Genomic DNA, 17,758 nt, shown 5'->3' with positions numbered 1-17,758 from the left:
GGTAAGATGCCCAACAGAATTTTTCCACCTCGCTATTCAGGACACCCGCCATGAGCATCAAATCGGACAAGTGGATTCGCCGCATGGCGCAAGAGCACGGCATGATCGAACCGTTCGTCGAGCGCCAGATCCGTGGCCAAGGCGATGCCCCTGTGATTTCCTACGGCGTTTCCAGCTACGGCTACGATGTGCGCTGCGCCGATGAATTCAAGGTGTTCACCAACATCAATTCCGCGATCGTCGACCCGAAGAACTTCGACGAAAAGAGCTTCGTCGACGTCAAGAGCGACGTGTGCATCATTCCGCCCAACTCCTTCGCCCTGGCGCGCACCGTGGAATTCTTCCGTATTCCCCGCGACGTGCTGACCATCTGCCTGGGCAAGAGCACCTACGCGCGTTGCGGCATCATCGTCAACGTGACGCCGCTTGAGCCGGAGTGGGAAGGCCACGTGACCCTGGAATTCTCCAACACCACCACCTTGCCGGCGAAGATCTACGCCAACGAGGGCGTGGCGCAGATGCTGTTCCTGCAGTCCGACGAGGACTGTGAAGTGTCCTACAAAGACCGCGCAGGCAAGTACCAAGGCCAGCGCGGCGTCACCCTCCCACGCGCTTGATCGAAAGGTCTTACGTGCAAAGGGAATTAGTCTGCAGAAAGTGACTCTATCTAGGTGTACTGCCTCGGCGCGTGTAAAACGCGTCGAGCCACGCTTGAGGAGTACCTTATGAAGATCGACCCGCGAATCAGCGCAGAACTTGCCCGGCTTGAACCCAATCAGATTGGCGTTCTGGCCTGGTCCCTGATGGCCGATCCTGCTTATGCAGGCGGCATCCCAGGCCAACCCGAGCCGGATTACCCACAACCCACCGAGCCCGGTGAGCCAACCCTGCCGGACGAGCCGCCGCCCGCGCCTGTCGCCTGATACCTGGGAGGCCGGTCACCGCACTGGCCATACCTCGTGGTCGCCGATCACAAAGACTCGACCGTCATCGATCTGTTCCACCGCAAAGCCACCGGTAAACGCACCAAACGCCGGCAGCAAGCTGACCCGCGTGCCGATCTGGAAGCACGGCAGCCGCAGGCTCTGCCGGCCCTTGCCGCGCAAGCGATACACCGGATGCACGTGCCCCGCCAGCACATGATGGCTGGGATGAGCGTCCGGTTCGTGCTGCAGGGCGAAGGGACCCATCAGGAGTGGCTCGGGGACGACCTCAATCCTCAAGTCGACAGGCGGGTCCCCTGCGCGTTTGTCGTGATTGCCGCGAATCAGGGTCATCGACAGGTCGGGATGGCGTGCGCGCCAGGCTCTCAGCGCGCTCAGGGTGCCGCTGGCATGGGACCCGGGGCCGTGCAGGAAATCGCCGAGAAAGATCACCTGCGCGCACGGTAGCGCAGACAGCAACCGATCCAGACGCTGCAGGTTCTTGGTGGTAGTCCCTTGTGGCACCGGCTGTCCCAGGCTGCGATAGGCAGAAGCCTTGCCGAAGTGTACATCGGCAATCAGCAGGCATTGGCGCGCAGGCCAATACACGGCCTTTTCCGCCAGCAGCCACAACTCTTCACCCTCAAGCGTCAGTGAGCAATACATCAGCGCTTCCCGTTATCCGCGACTTTTTCCAGGTCCTTGACCATCCGCGCAATGCGCTCCGAGAGTTTTTCCGAACTCAAGCTTTCGCGCATTCGCTCCACCAGCAGCGGAAAGGCCAAGGGCGTAGGCCGTTCAATCAGGTGCAGGTCGCGTTTGAGCGCTGAAAGATGACGCAATGTCGCTTCCAGCCGATGAATATCCAACTCGTCGCGCAGGACTTCTTCCCCGGCCTGGGTCAGCAGCAGGTTCTGCGGGTCATATTGCTTGAACACCTCAAAGAACAATCCGCTGGAGGCCTGCACTTGCCGCGTACTTTTCGGCGCTCCTGGATAACCGGCAAACACCAACCCGGCGATGCGGGCGATTTCCCGAAAGCGGCGCAGGGCCAACTCCCCGGCATTCAGGCTGGCCGCCACATCTTCCAGCAAATGCTCAGGGCTCAGTAGCGCGTCATTCAGCAACACCGGCCAATCCACGGCGGTGGCGCTCAACAACTCCAGCCCGTAATCATTGACGGCAATCGAAAACGTCACGGCCTGCTGCTGGCTCACCCGCCATGCCAGTAGACTTGCCAGGCCCAAGTGCACCTGGCGCCCGGCGAATGGATACAGAAACAGGTGCCACCCCTCTCGCGACTTCAGCGCCTCGGCCAGCAAATGCTCGCGTGTCGGTAGGCCCGACCAGCGCAACTGTGTTTGCAGCAGGGTTTGCACCGCCTGCATTTCCGGGCCTTCATAGTGCCCGTGCGCCGCCGCATCAAAACGCTCGACCACGGCTTGCGCCAGCTCATTGGAAAGCGGCATGCGCCCCCCATTCCAGCGTGGCACCGCAGCCTTTTTGGCGGTGCTGCGGCGCACATAGGCGGTCATGTTTTCCACCCGCACCAACTCCAGCAATCGCCCCGCGAACAAGAAGCCATCACCCGGCTTGAGCCGCGCGATAAAGCCTTCCTCGACGCTCCCCAGGTTCTTGCCGCCACCGCCCTTGCTCCAGAATTTCAGCTGGATACTGGCATCGCTGACAATCGTGCCGACGCTCATCCGATGACGACGCGCCAGCCGCGCATCGGGTACACGCCAGATGCCGTGCTCGTCCGGCTCCACGCGGCGGTAATCCGGGTAGGCCGTCAGCGACAAGCCGCCATGGCGCACAAACCCCAGGGCCCACGCCCAGTCTTCGTCCGTCAGGTCGCGATAGGCCCAGGCACCGCGCACTTCGGCCAGTAACGCGTCGGGCGTAAAGCCGCCGCCGAGCGCCATGCTGACCAAGTGTTGTACGAGCACATCCAATGGCTTGTGCGGTGATTCGCGCGCTTCAATGCGCCGCTGGGCAATCGCGTCCTGGGCCGCTGCGGCTTCCACCAGCTCCAGGCTGTGGGTCGGCACCAGCGTCACCCGCGAGGGGCGCCCGGGTGCATGCCCCGAACGCCCGGCGCGTTGCATCAGGCGCGCCACGCCTTTGGCCGAGCCGATCTGCAGCACCCGTTCCACCGGCAGGAAATCCACCCCCAGGTCCAGGCTCGATGTGCACACCACGGCCTTGAGCTGGCCGTCTTTCAATGCTCGTTCTACCCAATCGCGGGTTTCTCTCGACAGTGAGCCATGGTGCAGGGCGATCACCCCAGCCCAGTCAGGGCGTGCGTCCAATATCGCCTGATACCAGATTTCCGACTGCGCCCGCGTATTGGTAAACACCAGGCAACTGCTGCTGGCGTCCACCTCAGCCACCACTTGAGGCAGCATCTTCAGGCCGATGTGCCCGGCCCAGGGAAAACGCTCGGCGACGGGTGGCAGCAAGGTGTCGACCTTCAATTGTTTAGCCGTTTTCCCTTGCACATTGACCCCGCCACCTTGTGGGACCAATACCTCCAAGGCGTGGGATTGATTGCCCAAGGTCGCCGAGATACCCCACACCATCACATCCGGATGCCAACGCCGCAGCCGTGCCAGTGCCAGTTGCAGCTGCACGCCGCGCTTGTTGCCAATCAATTCGTGCCATTCATCCACGACCACCATGCGCAGGTGCGCCAGGCTGACTTCGCTGTCGGCGCGTGCCAGCATCAGGGTCAGGCTTTCCGGTGTGGTGATCAGTGCGGTGGGCTGGCGACGGGTCTGGCGGGCGCGCTCGCTGCTGCTGGTATCGCCGGTGCGCAGGGCGACACTCCAGGGAATCTGCAAGGCTTCAAGCGGCGCCTCCAGGGCTCGGGCGGTGTCGGCCGCGAGGGCACGCATAGGCGTGATCCACAGTACCGTCAGCGGCTCAGCGGGTGGTTTGCGTTTACCTGTAGCGGGTGGGCGAGTCATGGCGAAGCGATTGAGGGCGGCGAACCACAGTGCGTAGGTTTTACCCGCGCCGGTGCTGGCATGCAGCAGCCCTGACTGGCCGCCCTTGACCGCCGCCCAGACGTCTTTTTGAAAGGCGAACGGCTTCCAGCCTTTAGTGGCGAACCATTGTTTGGCGAAGTCGACGGGTTTTGCCATGCGGTGGCTGAACTCTGGAAGGTCTATTCCACAGACCTTCACCGAGCATCAAAGGTTTAACGCAATCCTTGTAGGGGCTGGCTTGCCGGCGAGGGTGGCCTAACTGCCGAGCACTCTCTAACTGCTGCCCCGCGATCCAACTGTAGGAGCTGGCTTGCCTGCGAAGACGGCCTCACAGCCGACCACAATCTAACTGTCACCCCGCGATTCAAAAATGTGGGAGCTGGCTTGCCTGCGAAAGCGGCCTGACAGCCGACCACAATCTAACTGTCCCCCCACGATCCAAATGTGGGAGCTGGCTTGCCTGCGAAAGCGGCCTGACAGCCGACCACTCTCCAACTGCCCCCCCGCGATCTAAAAATGTGGGAGCTGGCTTGCCAGCGAAGGCAGCCTGACAGCCGGCCACAATCTAACTGTCACCCCGCGATTCAAAAATGTGGGAGCTGGCTTGCCTGCGAAGGCGGCCTGACAGCCGACCGGGATGTTGGATCTGATCGGGTACATATCCGTTATTTGGGTAACGGCTGCTATGGGTTCCGCCCTTACGGCGGCTCACTTTTGAAAAGCCCAAAAGTAAGCAAAAGGCTCTTGCCCCAACACTCGGCACCTCGCCTAGGCTCGGTGTGCCCGTAATCCGACAGGTATTTGGGGGGCCGCCGCCACGCGCCATCCATGGCGCGGGGCGGCTAAACCGGCATCCCTGCCGGTTTACCCCCCAAATACCTGTCGAATTCCGGCCAGCGTGTTTGACGGGGCGCCTAAGATCAAAAGCGAGATCAAGATCAAGATCAAGATCAAGATCAAGGGCGGCTCGCTTCGCATCGTGGGTTGCGCTGGGCTTCAGGGTTGCGTGGATACCTATGCTCTTCTCCGGTAAGCGGCTCCTACAGATTATTTCAGGTTACCACTCAGGAACTGCTGCAAACGCTCACTCTTCGGATTACCCAGCACGTCCTCGGGTGCGCCTTGTTCTTCCACCAGGCCTTTGTGCAGAAACAGCACTTGGCTCGATACTTTGCGCGCGAAGCTCATTTCGTGGGTCACCATGATCATGGTGCGGCCTTCCTCGGCCAGGCCTTGGATGACCTTCAATACTTCACCCACCAGTTCCGGGTCGAGGGCCGAGGTGGGTTCGTCGAATAGCATGACCTCCGGTTCCATCGCCAGGGCGCGGGCGATGGCGACGCGTTGCTGCTGGCCGCCGGACAGGAACGCGGGGTATTGATCGGCCACGCGCGCCGGTAAACCCACCTTGTCCAGGTAGCGACGGGCGCGGTCTTCGGCATCCTTCTTGCTGCAACCCAGTACCCGGCGCGGGGCCATGGTGATGTTTTCCAGCACGCTCATGTGGCTCCACAGGTTGAAGTGCTGGAAGACCATCGCCAGGCGCGTGCGCAAGCGCTGCAGTTCGGCGTCATCGGCCACGCGCATGCCGTGGCGGTCGCTGACCATGCGGATCGGCTGGCCGTCGAGGGTCATGGCGCCGTCGTTGGGCGTTTCCAGGAAGTTGATACAGCGCAAGAAGGTGCTCTTGCCCGAGCCGCTGGCGCCGATCAGGCTGATCACGTCGCCGGTCTTGGCCTTGAGCGAAACACCTTTGAGCACCTCATTGTCGCCATAGCTTTTATGCAGGCCTTCAACGGTCAATTTGTACATGGGGCATGCATCCTCAAGGCGAAAGTAGATAGCCGCTGCGGTAGGCCTCGGTGCCAGCGACATGGCCGATGACCATCCCGGCAGTGGCCATGCGGCGCAGCGAACGGGCGTAAAGCAGGCCGGCCTTTTGGCAGTGCACGGGCGTTACGCGGTCGGAAATGGGGTCGATGATTTCGGCGATCAGTTGCCCGGCTTCCAGGTATTCACCCGGCAGGGCGCTGAACACCAGCAGGCCGCCCACCGGGGTCGCCACCGGTTCAACGCCGGCCAGCGGCGTGGCCGGGTAGGGCAGGTCGGGCAGCGGTGCGGCATCGCCTGCAATGGCGCCGAAGTGAATCAGGTAATCGATGATCGCCTGGCAGTCGAGGCTCGCCAGGCCATGGTTGACGTCACCCTGGCCGCGCAGCTCGACGGTGACCGAAAAGCTGCCCATGGGGATCGGGAAACGCTCGCCGAAACGTTGCTGCAACTGCCACCACACCAGGGTGAAACACTCATCGAAGGATTGCCCGCCGGAATCGGTCGCGAGCAAATTGGCCTCCGAACCGATATAGCGCGCCAACGGCTCCACCTGCGGCCAGGCCTCGGGGGTGGTGTACAGGTGCGCCACCGCTTCGAAGTCGCAGTGCAGGTCCAGCACCATATCGGCATCGCAGGCCAGGCGTTGCAGCACCAGGCGTTGGGATTGCAGTTGGGTCTCGGCACGCTGCGCGGCGAGGGTGGAGGACAGCGCGGAGCGCACCAGCTCGACGTTTCGCCGGGGATCGTCCCCCAGCCGTTCCTCGATCTGGTCACCCACCGCTTCACTGAGGTCGACAAACAGGCGATTAAAGTTTTGCCCGCTCTCCAGCTCGTAGCGGCCCAGCGGGATATCCATCAACACCTGCTCCAGGCCCACCGGATTGGCGATGGGCACCAGCACGATCTCGCTGCGCAGGCGCCCGGCCGCTGCCAACTCTGCCAGGCGGAGCTTGAGGTGCCAGGCCACCAGCATGCCCGGCAGCTCATCGGCATGCAGCGATGACTGAATGTAGATCTTGCCCTCGGCCTGTTCCGGGCCGAAGTGAAAACTGTGAATCTGCCGCGCCGTGCCTGGCACCGGCGCGATCAGCTCATGGACGTGATGCCGCATGAATGCTCCTGAAAATGAAAAGCTGCTTAATGGCTCGGCCCGAGGAAAGCCAGCCAGCGGCGCTCTGCCAGACGAAACAGACCGACCAGGGCAAAGGTCACGGTCAGGTAGATCAGCGCAGCGATACCGAATGATTGAAAGGTCATGAAGGTAGCCGAGTTGGCATCCCGCGCCACTTTGAGGATGTCCGGGATCGTCGCGGTGAAGGCCACCGTGGTCGAGTGCAGCATCAGGATCACTTCATTGCTGTAGTAGGGCAGCGAACGACGCAACGCCGACGGCATGATCACATAGGCGTACAACTTCCAGCCGCTCAAGCCGTAGGCCTTGGCCGCCTCGACTTCACCATGGGCCATGCTGCGGATCGCCCCGGCGAAGATCTCCGTGGTGTAGGCACAGGTGTTGAGAGCAAACGCCAGGATGGTGCAGTTCATCGCATCGCGGAAAAACGCATCCAGCAACGGCTGCTCGCGCACGGCGGCGATGCTGTAGATGCCGGTGTAGCAGATCAGCAACTGGATATAGAGCGGCGTGCCCCGAAACAGGTAGGTGTAGAACTGCACCGGCCAGCGCACCAGGCGCTTGCGCGACACACGGGCGATGGACAGCGGGATCGACACCAGGAAGCCGATGACCAGGGCTGCGGTGAGCAGCCACATCGTCATGGCCAGCCCCGTGATGTGCTGGCCGTCGCTATAAAGGAAGGGGCGCCAGTATTCCTGCAAGAGTTCGATCATCGTACGGCCTCCCGGGCGCCGGCGGAGTAGCGACGTTCAAGGCGGCGCAGGACAAAGTTGGACGCGCTGGTGATCAACAGGTAGATCAGCGCGGCGAGTACGAGGAAATAGAACAGCTGGTAAGTGCTCTTGCCGGCGTCCTGGGCCGCCTTGACCAAGTCGGCCAGGCCGATGATCGACACCAGGGCCGTGGCCTTGAGCATCACCATCCAGTTATTGCCGATACCCGGCAAGGCAAAGCGCATCATCTGCGGGAAGGTCACGTAGCGAAACCGCTGGCCGCGCTTTAGCCCATAAGCCGTGGCGGCTTCCAGTTGGCCACGCGGTACCGCGAGGATCGCGCCGCGAAAGGTCTCGGTGAAGTACGCACCGTAGATAAAGCCCAGGGTGATCACCCCGGCGCTGAATGGGTCGATCTCGATGTATTCCCATTCCATGAAGTCGGTGAGGCCGGTCAGCCAGGTTTGCAGGCTGTAGAAAATCAGCAGCATCAGCACCAGGTCGGGCACTCCGCGGATCAGCGTGGTGTAGAGCTGGGCGGGGATGCGCAGGAAGGGCAGGCTGGAAAGTTTGGCGCTGGCGCCAATCAGCCCCAGCAATACGCTGACGGCCAGGGACAGCACCGACAACTTGATGGTCATCCAGGTGCCTTGCAGCAACAGCGGGCCGAAACCCTTCAGGCTGAGCGCGCTCAACCCGAGGGTTTGCAACAATTCTTCGAACATAAATCAGGACCTATGGCGATAAAAAAGCGCCCCTCCAGGGGAAGGGCGCTCCAGGCATTATTTGCCGCTGTACAGGTTCAGATCGCCAAAGTGTTTCTTCTGGATGGTGGCGTAGGTGCCATCATCGTGTAACGCTTTGATACCTTTATCCAAAAGCGCCTTCAGCTCAGTGTTACCTTTTTTGATACCGATGGCGGTTTTCGACGGCAGCAATGGGTCGTCGATGGCCGCGCTGACTTCATAACCGGCGCCTGCCGGCGACTTCAGGAAGCCCAGTTCGGCTTGCAGCATGTCCTGCACGGATGCGTCGAGACGCCCGGAGGTCAGGTCGGCATACACTTGGTCCTGGTTGGCGTAGGCCTTGGTGGTCACACCGGCTTTATCCAGTACGGCCTTGGCGTAGGCTTCCTGGATGGTGCCTTGCTCGTAGCCCACGGATTTGCCCTTGAGGGACTCAGGCGTCGAGTAGCCAGCACCTTTCTTGAACACCAGCGAAGTCGGGCCGGAGAACAGTTCACTGGAGAAGTCGATGGCCTTTTCACGCACCGGGGTCACGGTCATGGACGAAATCACGCCGTCGAACTTGTTGGCCTTGAGGCCTGGAATCATGCCGTCGAAATCACTTTCAACCCACTTGCACTTCACTTTCAGCTCGGCGCAGATCGCATTGCCCAGGTCGATATCGAAGCCTACCAGGCTGCCGTCGGCGGCCTTGGATTCGAACGGCGCGTAGGACGGATCGACACCAAAACGCAGTTCCTTGTATTCCTTGGCCAGCGCGGTACCTGCGGCCATGCACAGAGCCAGTGCAGAAAGGGTCAGCAATGCTTTTTTCATTATGTAATCCCTGGAAACCAAGATAAGCGCTTGTGGCGCGTTTAGGACTGTTACTGAACGGTGTCAGACGGATCACAAGTAGCAATTTCTGCACCATAGTTCCGAATGTAGTTCCGAATGGTCGTTTTAAAAGGTGGGACAAGGGAGAGCTGAGTGTAGGAGATGCCCGAAAATGGGCGCGCAAAAAACAGTGCACCAATTTGGTTCTGGCGCAGATCAATAATGTGGGAGCGGGCTTGCCTGCGATGGCGGTGGATCAGCGAATTCATTTTTCACTGACACGCCGCCATCGCAGGCAAGCCAGCTCCCACAAGGATTTGTGCCATTTTTAACCAGGAATCAGGTCAGGAGGTCTTGCAGGGTGGCGAGGTTGTCAGCGTCTTCCACGGTTTTATCCTGCCGCCAGCGCAACATCCGTGGAAACCGCACCGCAATCCCACTCTTGTGCCGCTTGGACAGGGCAATGCCTTCGAACCCCAGTTCGAACACCATGCTCGGCGTGACACTGCTCACCGGGCCGAACTTTTCCACCGTGGTCTTGCGCACAATCGCATCGACCTTGCGCATCTCTTCGTCGGTCAGGCCGGAGTAGGCCTTGGCGAATGGCACTAGCGTGCGTTCGCTGCCGGGCGGGCCGTCCCACACGGCAAACGTGTAGTCGCTGTAGAGGCTGGCGCGTCGACCGTGACCGCGTTGGGCATAGATCAACACCGCATCGACGCTGAACGGGTCCACCTTCCACTTCCACCACACGCCCATGTCCTTGGTGCGGCCCACGCCGTACAGGCCATCGCGTGCTTTAAGCATCATGCCTTCCACACCGAGACTGCGCGAGGCTTCGCGTTGTTCGGCCAGTTCTTCCCAGGTTGCACTGGTCAACAGGGGAGATGCCAGTAATACCGGCTGGTTGCACTGGGCAATTACCTGCTCAAGTTGCGTGCGACGCTCAGCCTGGGTGTGGTTGCGCCAATCGTCGCCCTGATGTTCCAGCAGGTCGTAAGCCAGCACCGCAACTGGCGCGTCCTCCAGCACTTTTTTGCTCAGGGTCTTGCGCCCAATCCGTTGTTGGAGCAGCGCGAACGGCTGCACCGCGTCTTTCCACACCACGATTTCGCCGTCGATCACCGTGCCGTCGGGCAAGCCGCTTACCACGCTATGCAGTTCGGGGAAGCGCTCAGTCACCAATTCTTCGCCACGCGACCAGATCCACAGGCGGCCGTCACGTTTCACCAACTGCGCGCGGATGCCATCCCACTTCCATTCCACTTGCCAGTCGGCGGGAGAGCCAAGCAAATCGTTGAATTGCTCCACTGGTTGCGCCAAACCATGGGCGAGAAAAAACGGATAAGGCTGCCCGCCGCGTTGCGCATGTTCGTCGGGCGATTCGGCGGCGATGAGCTTGAGATAACCCTGCGGCGTAGGACGGTTAGACAGATCGGTGTAGCCCACCAGCCGTTGCGCCACGCGCTTGCTGTCCAGATCGGCCATTGCGGCGAGGGCGCGGGTGACCAGTAGCTTGGACACGCCCACACGGAAGCTGCCGGTGATCAACTTGATGCAGACCATCAGGCTGGGTTGATCCAGTTGCGCCCATAACGCAGGTAGACGCTCGGCCAATTCCAAGGGCGGCAAGCCACGCAGGGGCAGGAGTTTTTCCTCCAGCCACACCGCCAGGCCGTCCTCCGAGGTGTAGGTAGATTCCGGCAGCAGCAGGGAAATGGTTTCTGCCAGATCGCCCACTGATTGGTAGCTTTCTTCAAACAACCACGGCTCGATACCCGATGCTTCAGTGGCCATGTCCCGCAGCAGGCGCGTCGGCACCAGTTGCCGAGGGCGTCCGCCAGAAAGGAAATACACGGCCCAGGCCGCATCTTCCGGCGCAGCATCGCGGAAGTAGGCTTGCAGCGCGGCCAGCTTGGCGTTGCTGGAGGTGGTGGCGTCGAGGTTGGCGTACAGCTCGGCGAAGGCCTTCATGCGCTGGCCTCCTCTTCGTCATCGCCGTATTCAGTGGTGAAACCCTGGGCATCCAGGCCTTTTTCCCGCAGGTGGCGCACCAACACGCCGACGGAACCGTGGGTAACCATCACCCGCTCGGCGCCGGTTTGCTCGATGGCCCACAACAGGCCGGGCCAGTCGGCGTGGTCCGAAAGCACGAAGCCACGGTCGACCCCGCGCCGCCGACGGGTACCACGCAGGCGCATCCAACCGCTGGCGAAGGCGTCGCTGTAGTCGCCGAAACGCTTGATCCAACTGCTGCCGCCTGCGGACGGCGGGGCGATGATCAGGGCCCGGCGCAACAGCGGGTCGGTTTTCTTGAAGTCACCGGCGTAGAGGGTTTCAGGAATATAGATGCCGGCCTCGCGGTACACCCGGTTCAACGGCTCGACCGCGCCGTGGCTGAGGATCGGACCAATGCTGGCGTCGATGCCATGCAGGATCCGCTGGGCCTTGCCGAAGGAGTAACAGAACAACACGCTGGCCTTGCCGGCGGCGATATTCGCCTGCCACCAATCGTTGATCCCGGCGAAGATCTGCGCCTGGGGCTGCCAGCGGTAGATCGGCAGGCCGAAGGTCGACTCGGTAATAAAGGTATGGCAGCGCACCGGTTCGAAGGGCGCGCAGGTGCCGTCGGGCTCGACTTTGTAGTCACCGGATGCGACCCAGACTTCGCCCCGGTATTCCAGGCGCACCTGGGCCGAACCCAAGACATGCCCGGCGGGGTGAAAACTCAAGGTGACGCCGTGGTGGACCAGTGTCTCGCCGTAGGCCAGGGTCTGCAGGTTGATGTCCTGGCCCAGCCGTGAACGCAGGATGCCTTCGCCGGGGGCTGCCGCCAGGTAGTGCTGGTTGCCGGTGCGGGCGTGGTCGCCATGGGCGTGGGTGATGACCGAGCGCTCCACCGGGCGCCAGGGGTCGATGTAGAAATCTCCGGCGGGGCAGTAGAGGCCTTCGGGGCGGGCGATGACAAGGTCCATGGGCGTGCCGGGGGCGATGGGCTTATCAGGTAGGAGGCGGGCGGGCGATGAGAAGTTCGATTAACTATTGTAGTGAGCGGGCTTGTTGTGGGGAGCGGGCTTGCCCCGCGCTGGGGCGCGAAGCGGCCCCAATCCAGTCAACGCATGCTTCCAGTCAGAAACAGGTCGCCTGGTTTTAGGGCGGCTTCGCCACCCAGCGCGGGGCAAGCCCGCTCACCACAGTAAAAGCCCGCCCCACACTTGCCGGATTATTTGCCCGGCGTCAGGGTCAACCGAGCCTTCCCATACACCTTTTCGAAGTTCTGCGGTTGCATCGGGAAGCTCAGGTATTGCGCCTTGAGCGACGGGTCGATGCCGTTGGCATAGTTCGGGCTGGCCGGGTTGCCGGACTGGCCGGTGCCACCCTGGCCCATCATCGGTTCCACCTGGCCAAAGTCGACGATCATGCGCAGTGCCGGTACCTGGGTGGTGGTGAAGTCCTGGCCCCAGCTGTACGGCGCCGGGTTCAAGGTGTTGTGGTCGCCACCGGACGCCAGTGGGCCGCGAATCACCTGGCCATTGGTGTTTTTCCAAGTGGTGGTGTGCAGTTTGCCCCACTGCCAGGCCTTGTGATCGGCCCCCAATTGGCTATCACCGGCAGTGATCGCAGCGGCCAGGCTGCGGGCGAGGATCGCCGGTTTGTCTTCTTTCTGCGGGGTGCGCACGTCATCCCAGAACGGGCTGTCTTCACGGCCCAGCAAGTGGTCGGCCTGGGCGGCGTAGGACAGGCTGGCATTGCTGACAAACGCCTTCCAGCTGGCGCTGTTTTCCGGGCCGAGTTCGTCGAGGAAGATCTGCTTGGTGCTTTCCTGCAGGAACAGCTCGTAGAGCGCCGCGTCGGCGGAGGTGGACGCCAGGCGACCGTCGAACGCCATCAGGCGAGTCAGCGCTTCACGTGCCTTGGCCTGGTCGGCGGCAGGCAGCGCGTCAATCGCCTGTTTCAGCGGCTGGGCCATACCCGGTGCCTGGAACAGGGTCTTGAGCTTGGCAGCAAAAGTGGTGGTCTGGTCGTACTGCATGGCAATCACGCTGCGGCTGTCATGCTTGCCGGCATTGGCCAATTGCGCCAGGCGCTCGCTGCGTTCCGGGGCGTCCCACGAGTTGGACAGCTGCATGCCGTAACCGCGCGGCGCGGTACGCTGGTTGGCGGTGCCGATCCAGCCTTGGGCCGGGTCCTGGTCATAGGGGTGCAGCATCGCGTCGGCGTAACCGTCCCAATCGAAGCGCGTGTCCCAGCCCGGCGAGGGCAGCAGGCCTTCGCCTTCGCGGCGGTTGGGGAAGCGGCCAGTGACTTGCCAGCCAATGTTGCTGGCGTCGGCAAACACCATGTTCAGCGCAATGGCGCGAATCTCGCGGGTTGCGTCCGAGGCCTTGCCGGCGTTCTGCGCGCGGGACAGGTCGAAGAACGCATCCAGGCTCTTGTCGTCCTTGAAGTCGGCAGTTTGCAAGGCCAGGCCCAGGCCCGTGGTCAGCGCCTGGCTGCTGTTGAGCAGGGCGCCGTGACGGGTTTCGTACACCACTTCGCGAATCGAGCGCTGGCCTTTGATGAAGAAGGTTTCGTTACGCACGCCGGCCGGCAGCCATTTGCCGTTGTTCTCGTAGTACAACGCGCTGCCCTGGCGTCTGACTTTTTCCAGGAACAGGTCCTGGGTGTCGCCCTTGACTGTGCTCATGCTCCACGCGACCTTGCCGTTGAAACCGGACAGCAGGGTCGGCAGGCCGGCAATCGAGGTGCCCACGGCCTGGTACTTCGGTGCGCGGATCTGCACGTAGCTCCACGGAGACGGTGCTTGCGGCTGGGCGGCGAGGTCGCCTGCCAGCAGGCTTTTGCCACTGCGACTGCGTTGCGGGCCGATCGCCCAGTTGCTCGACGTGGTCACCGCCAGTGAATTGAGGCTGCTCAGTTGCTGGCCGACCGCGTCGAGCCCGGCCAAGCCGGTGATCTGGCCCAGGTTCACGCCCTTGAGTTTCTCGGCCTCGGCCAGCGGGATCGCTTCGTCCGGCGCACTTGGGGTGAGCCACGCGAGTTTGTCGACGCCGACTTTCTGCGCCAGCACCAGCGACGAAATTTCTTCCTGCAGGTTGGCCGATTCGCTGAAATTCAGCAGGCAGAACAGCAGTGCCGAGTCTTCCGGCTTCCAGTACTCGGGCTTGTAGCCGGTCTGTGCCAGGTCTGGCGGCAGCTTGTCGCGGTAGCGGAACAGGTAGGCATTGACGCCACGCGCATACACTTCGAAGAAGCGTTTGAGGCGCGGACTCGACGCGTTATACAACTCGCCGGCGCTTTTTTTCAGGTTGACCGCACGCATGAAGCGGTCGACATCCAGCACCTCGGGCCCGGACATTTCTGCCAGGCGGCCCTGGGCCAGCAGGCGCAGGGTGACCATCTGGGTGATGCGGTCGCTGGCGTGCACATAACCGAGGCTGAACAGCGCGTCGTGGAAGGTATTGCTTTCGATCAACGGCATGCCCTGAGCATTGCGGCGTACCGATACGTTCTGCGCCAAGCCTTTGAGCGGCTGTACGCCAGCGACCGGGGGCAGGGTGTCCTGGGTGCTCTGGAGCTGGCAACCGGCCAGGCTTAATGCACTGGCCACTGCCGCGGCAACGCCGAACCGGGGAAGAAAATGTGAGAGGGCTGGCGAGGCCATGGCAAAGCTCCTGCGGGGGTAGCGTCAGTAAAGGCGCTACGTTAGTGAGCGCGGCGAAACGACGCAAGCGGGAGTTTGGGTTAACCGTTAGATCTTGAGTCTTGCACAGAATAATGTGGGAGCGGGCTTGCTCGCGAAGGCTGAGTGTCAGTCACTGAATATGTCGACTGACAGATCGCCTTCGCGAGCAAGCCCGCTCCCACATTTGGACCGAGCAAGGCTTCAACTCAGGATTTGGGCGGGTTCACTTTCTGCACCAGCTCATACGCGCGCACTGTTGCCGGCCGCTCCTTGATGCTGTTGAACCAGCGATGCAGATGTGGGAAATCTTCCAGGCGTTGGCTCTGCCACTTGTGGGAAACAATCCATGGGTAGATCGCCATATCGGCGATGCTGTAGTCCTCACCCGCCACGAACGCACGGTCCGCTAGGCGCCGGTCGAGCACGCCATAAAGACGCGCGGTTTCATCCACGTAGCGTTTGATCGCGTAAGGGATTTTCTCCGGCGCGAACTGGCTGAAGTGATGATTCTGGCCGGCCATCGGGCCCAGGCCGCCCATTTGCCAGAACAGCCATTGCAGCGCTTCCTGGCGACCACGCAGGTCTTTGGGAATGAACTGGCCGGTTTTTTCCGCGAGGTACAGCAGGATCGCGCCGGATTCAAACAGCGAAATCGGCGCGCCACCGTCGGTCGGATCCTGATCGACGATGGCTGGAATGCGGTTGTTGGGAGCGATCTTCAGGAAGTCAGGCTTGAACTGTTCGCCCTGGCCGATATTGATCGGGTGCACCTTATAGGGCAGGCCGGCTTCTTCCAGGAACAGCGATACTTTGTGACCGTTGGGGGTGGTCCAGTAATACAGGTCGATCATGAAGCTCTCCAAAAGTGGTGATGCTTGAGCGAATGCCTGTAGGTATAGGTAATGTTAGGTGTGCGAAAATTCAATGAAACATTTGCGCATACCCTTAGAAGCAAATCACACGGCGCCATCCACCAATACCTGCAACGACTGCTGCGAGCATTGTTCGATACGCACCCGCACGCCGTACACCTCGGCAAACAACGCCGGGTCCAGCACCTGCGCCGCCGCCCCACTGGCAAACAACCGGCCCTGGCGCAGCACCGCGATATGGTCGGCAAAGCGGGCAGCGAGGTTGATGTCGTGCAACACCACCACGGCGATCAAGTTGTGTTCGCGCACCAGGCCGCGCACGCACTCCATGACTTTCAATTGGTAATTGAGGTCAAGGGCGCTGGTGGGCTCGTCGAGCAGCATCACCTGGGGACGGCGCGCAATCAGTTGCGCAAGGCTGACCAGTTGGCGTTGCCCGCCCGACAGCGTGCTTAACAGCTCATCGGCCAAATGCGCGATACCAATACGCTGCAACGCCTCGAACGCTTCGCGCAGGCAGGCATCGCTGGACAGCGCAATGCCCTCGACATTGGCCACGCGCAAGGCGGCGATCACGCTTTCCATCACGCTGAGGCTCAGGCCCGGCGGCAGGTTCTGCGGCATGTAGGTCACGCGCCGCGCGCGCTCCGCCACGGACATGGCTGACAGGTCGAGGTCACCCAGTCGCACGATGCCTTGCATCTTTTCCAGCCCGGCCACGGCACGCAGCAGAGTGGATTTACCGGCGCCGTTGGGGCCGATCAGGGCGGTCAGGCTGCCGTGGGGCAGGGTGGGCAGGCTCAGGTCGTGCACGATCTGCCGGCGCCCGTAACTCACATTGGCGTTGTGTACCGATAAGCCCGCACTCATAACTGCCTCCCCCGCTTGAACACCAACACCACGAAAATCGGTACGCCCACCAAGGCGGTGACAATCCCCACCGGCACTATCACGCCGGGCATGATCAGCTTGCTGGCAATCGACGACAGCGACAGCAGCAAAGCGCCGGTCAGGGCGCTGGCCGGCAACAGGAAGCGTTGGTCTTCGCCCACCAGGATCCGCGCGATATGCGGACCTACCAGGCCGATAAACCCGATGGTGCCCACAAAGGCCACGGCGGTGGCCGACAGCAGGCTGATGCGCAGCAGTGAGAAAAACCGCAGGCGCTTCACGTCCACGCCAAAGCTTTGCGCGCGGTCTTCACCCATGCGCAACAGGGTCAGGCGCGGTGCGGCGGCAAAGGAAAACGGCAGCACCACCGCGACCACCAGCGCCAGGATGCCGAGCTTGTCCCAGTTGGCGCGGGTCACACTGCCCAACGTCCAGAACACCAATTGTTGCAGTACGTCTTCGGTGGCCACCAGTTGCAACAGGGCGACCACCGCGTTGCAACTGAACACCAGGGCGATGCCGAACAACACCAGGCTTTCTACCCCTGCGCCACGCAGGCGTGACATGGCTTGCAGCAAAAACACCGACGCCGCAGCGAAGATGAAGGCCGAGATGGAAATCGCGGTATTGGCCGACACCCACAGGGTGGTCACCGGAAACACAATCACCAATGACGCCCCCAACGCCGCCGCCGACGACACGCCGAGGGTAAACGGGCTGGCCAGCGGGTTGTTGAGGATTGTCTGCATCTCGGCCCCGGCCAGCGACAGCGCGCACCCGACCAGCACCGCCATCAGCGCGTAGGGCAGGCGTACGTTCCAGATGATCACCTGGTCGGTGGTGCTCAGGTGCGAGGGGTGCAGGATGCCGTCGAGCAAGGCCAGCAGGCCCATACCCGAGGGGCCGCTGGCAAGGTCCACGAGGATGGCGCACGCCAGCGCCGTACCGAGCAGGCCCAGCAGCCAGGCGCGCCGCGCCAACAGGCGACGGTAGCCGTGGGTGGCGCTGGCAAGGTCGAGGGTTTGAGTGGTCATTGGGCTCACACAATTTCGAAAACAATAAAGATCTAAATGTGGGAGCGGGCTTGCTCGCGATAGCGGAGTGTCAGTCACTGAATGAGGTGACAGAGACACCGCTTTCGCAGGCAAGCCAG

15 protein-coding genes are annotated in these 17,758 nt (G+C 61.9%); 2 read left to right on the top strand and 13 right to left on the bottom strand.

Annotated features, from left to right (window positions below; translation table 11 throughout):
• Window positions 1-50: 50 nt before the first annotated feature.
• Together dcd and CWC48_RS03850 are read left to right on the top strand one after the other, a co-directional pair.
• The gene (gene dcd, locus CWC48_RS03855) at window positions 51-617 is read left to right on the top strand and encodes a dCTP deaminase (RefSeq protein ID WP_034109068.1); all 567 of its coding nucleotides are present in this window, start codon (window positions 51-53) and stop codon (window positions 615-617) included.
• 108 nt (window positions 618-725) lie between these two features.
• The gene (locus tag CWC48_RS03850; RefSeq protein WP_010212420.1) at window positions 726-923 is read left to right on the top strand and encodes a hypothetical protein; all 198 of its coding nucleotides are present in this window, start codon (window positions 726-728) and stop codon (window positions 921-923) included.
• A gap of 15 nt (window positions 924-938) precedes the next feature.
• Here CWC48_RS03850 and pdeM read toward each other — a convergent pair whose 3' ends face one another.
• The 13 genes from pdeM to CWC48_RS03785 all read right to left on the bottom strand — a co-directional run bounded on the left by pdeM (window position 939) and on the right by CWC48_RS03785 (window position 17,639).
• Window positions 939-1,589, bottom strand: coding sequence for a ligase-associated DNA damage response endonuclease PdeM (gene pdeM, locus CWC48_RS03845; RefSeq protein WP_100491368.1), 651 nt, complete (start codon window positions 1,587-1,589; stop codon window positions 939-941).
• Window positions 1,589-4,069: a ligase-associated DNA damage response DEXH box helicase gene (locus CWC48_RS03840; protein WP_100491367.1), complete on the bottom strand. Its 2,481-nt coding sequence runs from the start codon at window positions 4,067-4,069 to the stop codon at window positions 1,589-1,591. Before CWC48_RS03840 ends, pdeM begins: the two co-directional genes overlap by 1 nt.
• Window positions 4,070-4,960: 891 nt before the next feature.
• Complete coding sequence (locus tag CWC48_RS03835; RefSeq protein WP_012722621.1) at window positions 4,961-5,725, bottom strand: ABC transporter ATP-binding protein; 765 nt, start codon at window positions 5,723-5,725, stop codon at window positions 4,961-4,963.
• Between the two features lie 13 nt (window positions 5,726-5,738).
• Window positions 5,739-6,857, bottom strand: a complete 1,119-nt coding sequence (locus tag CWC48_RS03830) for a succinylglutamate desuccinylase/aspartoacylase family protein (RefSeq protein WP_099493746.1) — start codon at window positions 6,855-6,857, stop codon at window positions 5,739-5,741.
• A 26-nt stretch (window positions 6,858-6,883) separates the two neighbouring features.
• Complete coding sequence (locus CWC48_RS03825; RefSeq protein WP_078047226.1) at window positions 6,884-7,594, bottom strand: ABC transporter permease; 711 nt, start codon at window positions 7,592-7,594, stop codon at window positions 6,884-6,886.
• Window positions 7,591-8,319, bottom strand: a complete 729-nt coding sequence (locus tag CWC48_RS03820; RefSeq protein WP_025855156.1) for an ABC transporter permease — start codon at window positions 8,317-8,319, stop codon at window positions 7,591-7,593. Before CWC48_RS03820 ends, CWC48_RS03825 begins: the two co-directional genes overlap by 4 nt.
• A gap of 57 nt (window positions 8,320-8,376) precedes the next feature.
• Window positions 8,377-9,156, bottom strand: a complete 780-nt coding sequence (locus CWC48_RS03815) for a transporter substrate-binding domain-containing protein (protein ID WP_027604451.1) — start codon at window positions 9,154-9,156, stop codon at window positions 8,377-8,379.
• Between the two features lie 339 nt (window positions 9,157-9,495).
• Window positions 9,496-11,130, bottom strand: a complete 1,635-nt coding sequence (locus tag CWC48_RS03810; protein WP_100491366.1) for an ATP-dependent DNA ligase — start codon at window positions 11,128-11,130, stop codon at window positions 9,496-9,498.
• Window positions 11,127-12,131: a ligase-associated DNA damage response exonuclease gene (locus CWC48_RS03805; protein WP_100491365.1), complete on the bottom strand. Its 1,005-nt coding sequence runs from the start codon at window positions 12,129-12,131 to the stop codon at window positions 11,127-11,129. The genes CWC48_RS03810 and CWC48_RS03805 overlap by 4 nt, the downstream gene beginning before the upstream one ends.
• 248 nt (window positions 12,132-12,379) lie before the next feature.
• The gene (locus CWC48_RS03800; protein WP_100491364.1) at window positions 12,380-14,821 is read right to left on the bottom strand and encodes a penicillin acylase family protein; all 2,442 of its coding nucleotides are present in this window, start codon (window positions 14,819-14,821) and stop codon (window positions 12,380-12,382) included.
• A 227-nt stretch (window positions 14,822-15,048) separates the two neighbouring features.
• A complete protein-coding gene (locus CWC48_RS03795) occupies window positions 15,049-15,693 on the bottom strand; it encodes a glutathione S-transferase N-terminal domain-containing protein (RefSeq protein WP_100491363.1) in 645 nt (214 codons plus the stop codon).
• A 105-nt stretch (window positions 15,694-15,798) separates the two neighbouring features.
• A complete protein-coding gene (locus tag CWC48_RS03790) occupies window positions 15,799-16,584 on the bottom strand; it encodes an ABC transporter ATP-binding protein (protein ID WP_100491362.1) in 786 nt (261 codons plus the stop codon).
• Window positions 16,581-17,639, bottom strand: a complete 1,059-nt coding sequence (locus CWC48_RS03785) for an iron ABC transporter permease (protein ID WP_100491361.1) — start codon at window positions 17,637-17,639, stop codon at window positions 16,581-16,583. Before CWC48_RS03785 ends, CWC48_RS03790 begins: the two co-directional genes overlap by 4 nt.
• Window positions 17,640-17,758: the final 119 nt, after the last annotated feature.

This window comes from Pseudomonas sp. S10E 269 (assembly GCF_002798465.1).
Taxonomy (GTDB): Bacteria; Pseudomonadota; Gammaproteobacteria; order Pseudomonadales; family Pseudomonadaceae; genus Aquipseudomonas; species Aquipseudomonas pergaminensis.
Note: the sequence above shows the minus strand (reverse complement) of the source record. Positions and strands in the feature narration are given on the sequence as shown.

Coding starts and splice junctions, on each gene's coding strand:
- CWC48_RS03820 (WP_025855156.1), bottom strand. CDS start 8,319: ATGTTCGAAGAATTGTTGCAAACCCTCGGGTTGAGCGCGCTCAGCCTG.
- pdeM (WP_100491368.1), bottom strand. CDS start 1,589: ATGTATTGCTCACTGACGCTTGAGGGTGAAGAGTTGTGGCTGCTGGCG.
- CWC48_RS03825 (WP_078047226.1), bottom strand. CDS start 7,594: ATGATCGAACTCTTGCAGGAATACTGGCGCCCCTTCCTTTATAGCGAC.
- CWC48_RS03790 (WP_100491362.1), bottom strand. CDS start 16,584: ATGAGTGCGGGCTTATCGGTACACAACGCCAATGTGAGTTACGGGCGC.
- CWC48_RS03795 (WP_100491363.1), bottom strand. CDS start 15,693: ATGATCGACCTGTATTACTGGACCACCCCCAACGGTCACAAAGTATCG.
- CWC48_RS03805 (WP_100491365.1), bottom strand. CDS start 12,131: ATGGACCTTGTCATCGCCCGCCCCGAAGGCCTCTACTGCCCCGCCGGA.
- CWC48_RS03840 (WP_100491367.1), bottom strand. CDS start 4,069: ATGGCAAAACCCGTCGACTTCGCCAAACAATGGTTCGCCACTAAAGGC.
- CWC48_RS03830 (WP_099493746.1), bottom strand. CDS start 6,857: ATGCGGCATCACGTCCATGAGCTGATCGCGCCGGTGCCAGGCACGGCG.
- CWC48_RS03815 (WP_027604451.1), bottom strand. CDS start 9,156: ATGAAAAAAGCATTGCTGACCCTTTCTGCACTGGCTCTGTGCATGGCC.
- CWC48_RS03785 (WP_100491361.1), bottom strand. CDS start 17,639: ATGACCACTCAAACCCTCGACCTTGCCAGCGCCACCCACGGCTACCGT.
- CWC48_RS03835 (WP_012722621.1), bottom strand. CDS start 5,725: ATGTACAAATTGACCGTTGAAGGCCTGCATAAAAGCTATGGCGACAAT.
- CWC48_RS03850 (WP_010212420.1), top strand. CDS start 726: ATGAAGATCGACCCGCGAATCAGCGCAGAACTTGCCCGGCTTGAACCC.
- CWC48_RS03810 (WP_100491366.1), bottom strand. CDS start 11,130: ATGAAGGCCTTCGCCGAGCTGTACGCCAACCTCGACGCCACCACCTCC.
- dcd (WP_034109068.1), top strand. CDS start 51: ATGAGCATCAAATCGGACAAGTGGATTCGCCGCATGGCGCAAGAGCAC.
- CWC48_RS03800 (WP_100491364.1), bottom strand. CDS start 14,821: ATGGCCTCGCCAGCCCTCTCACATTTTCTTCCCCGGTTCGGCGTTGCC.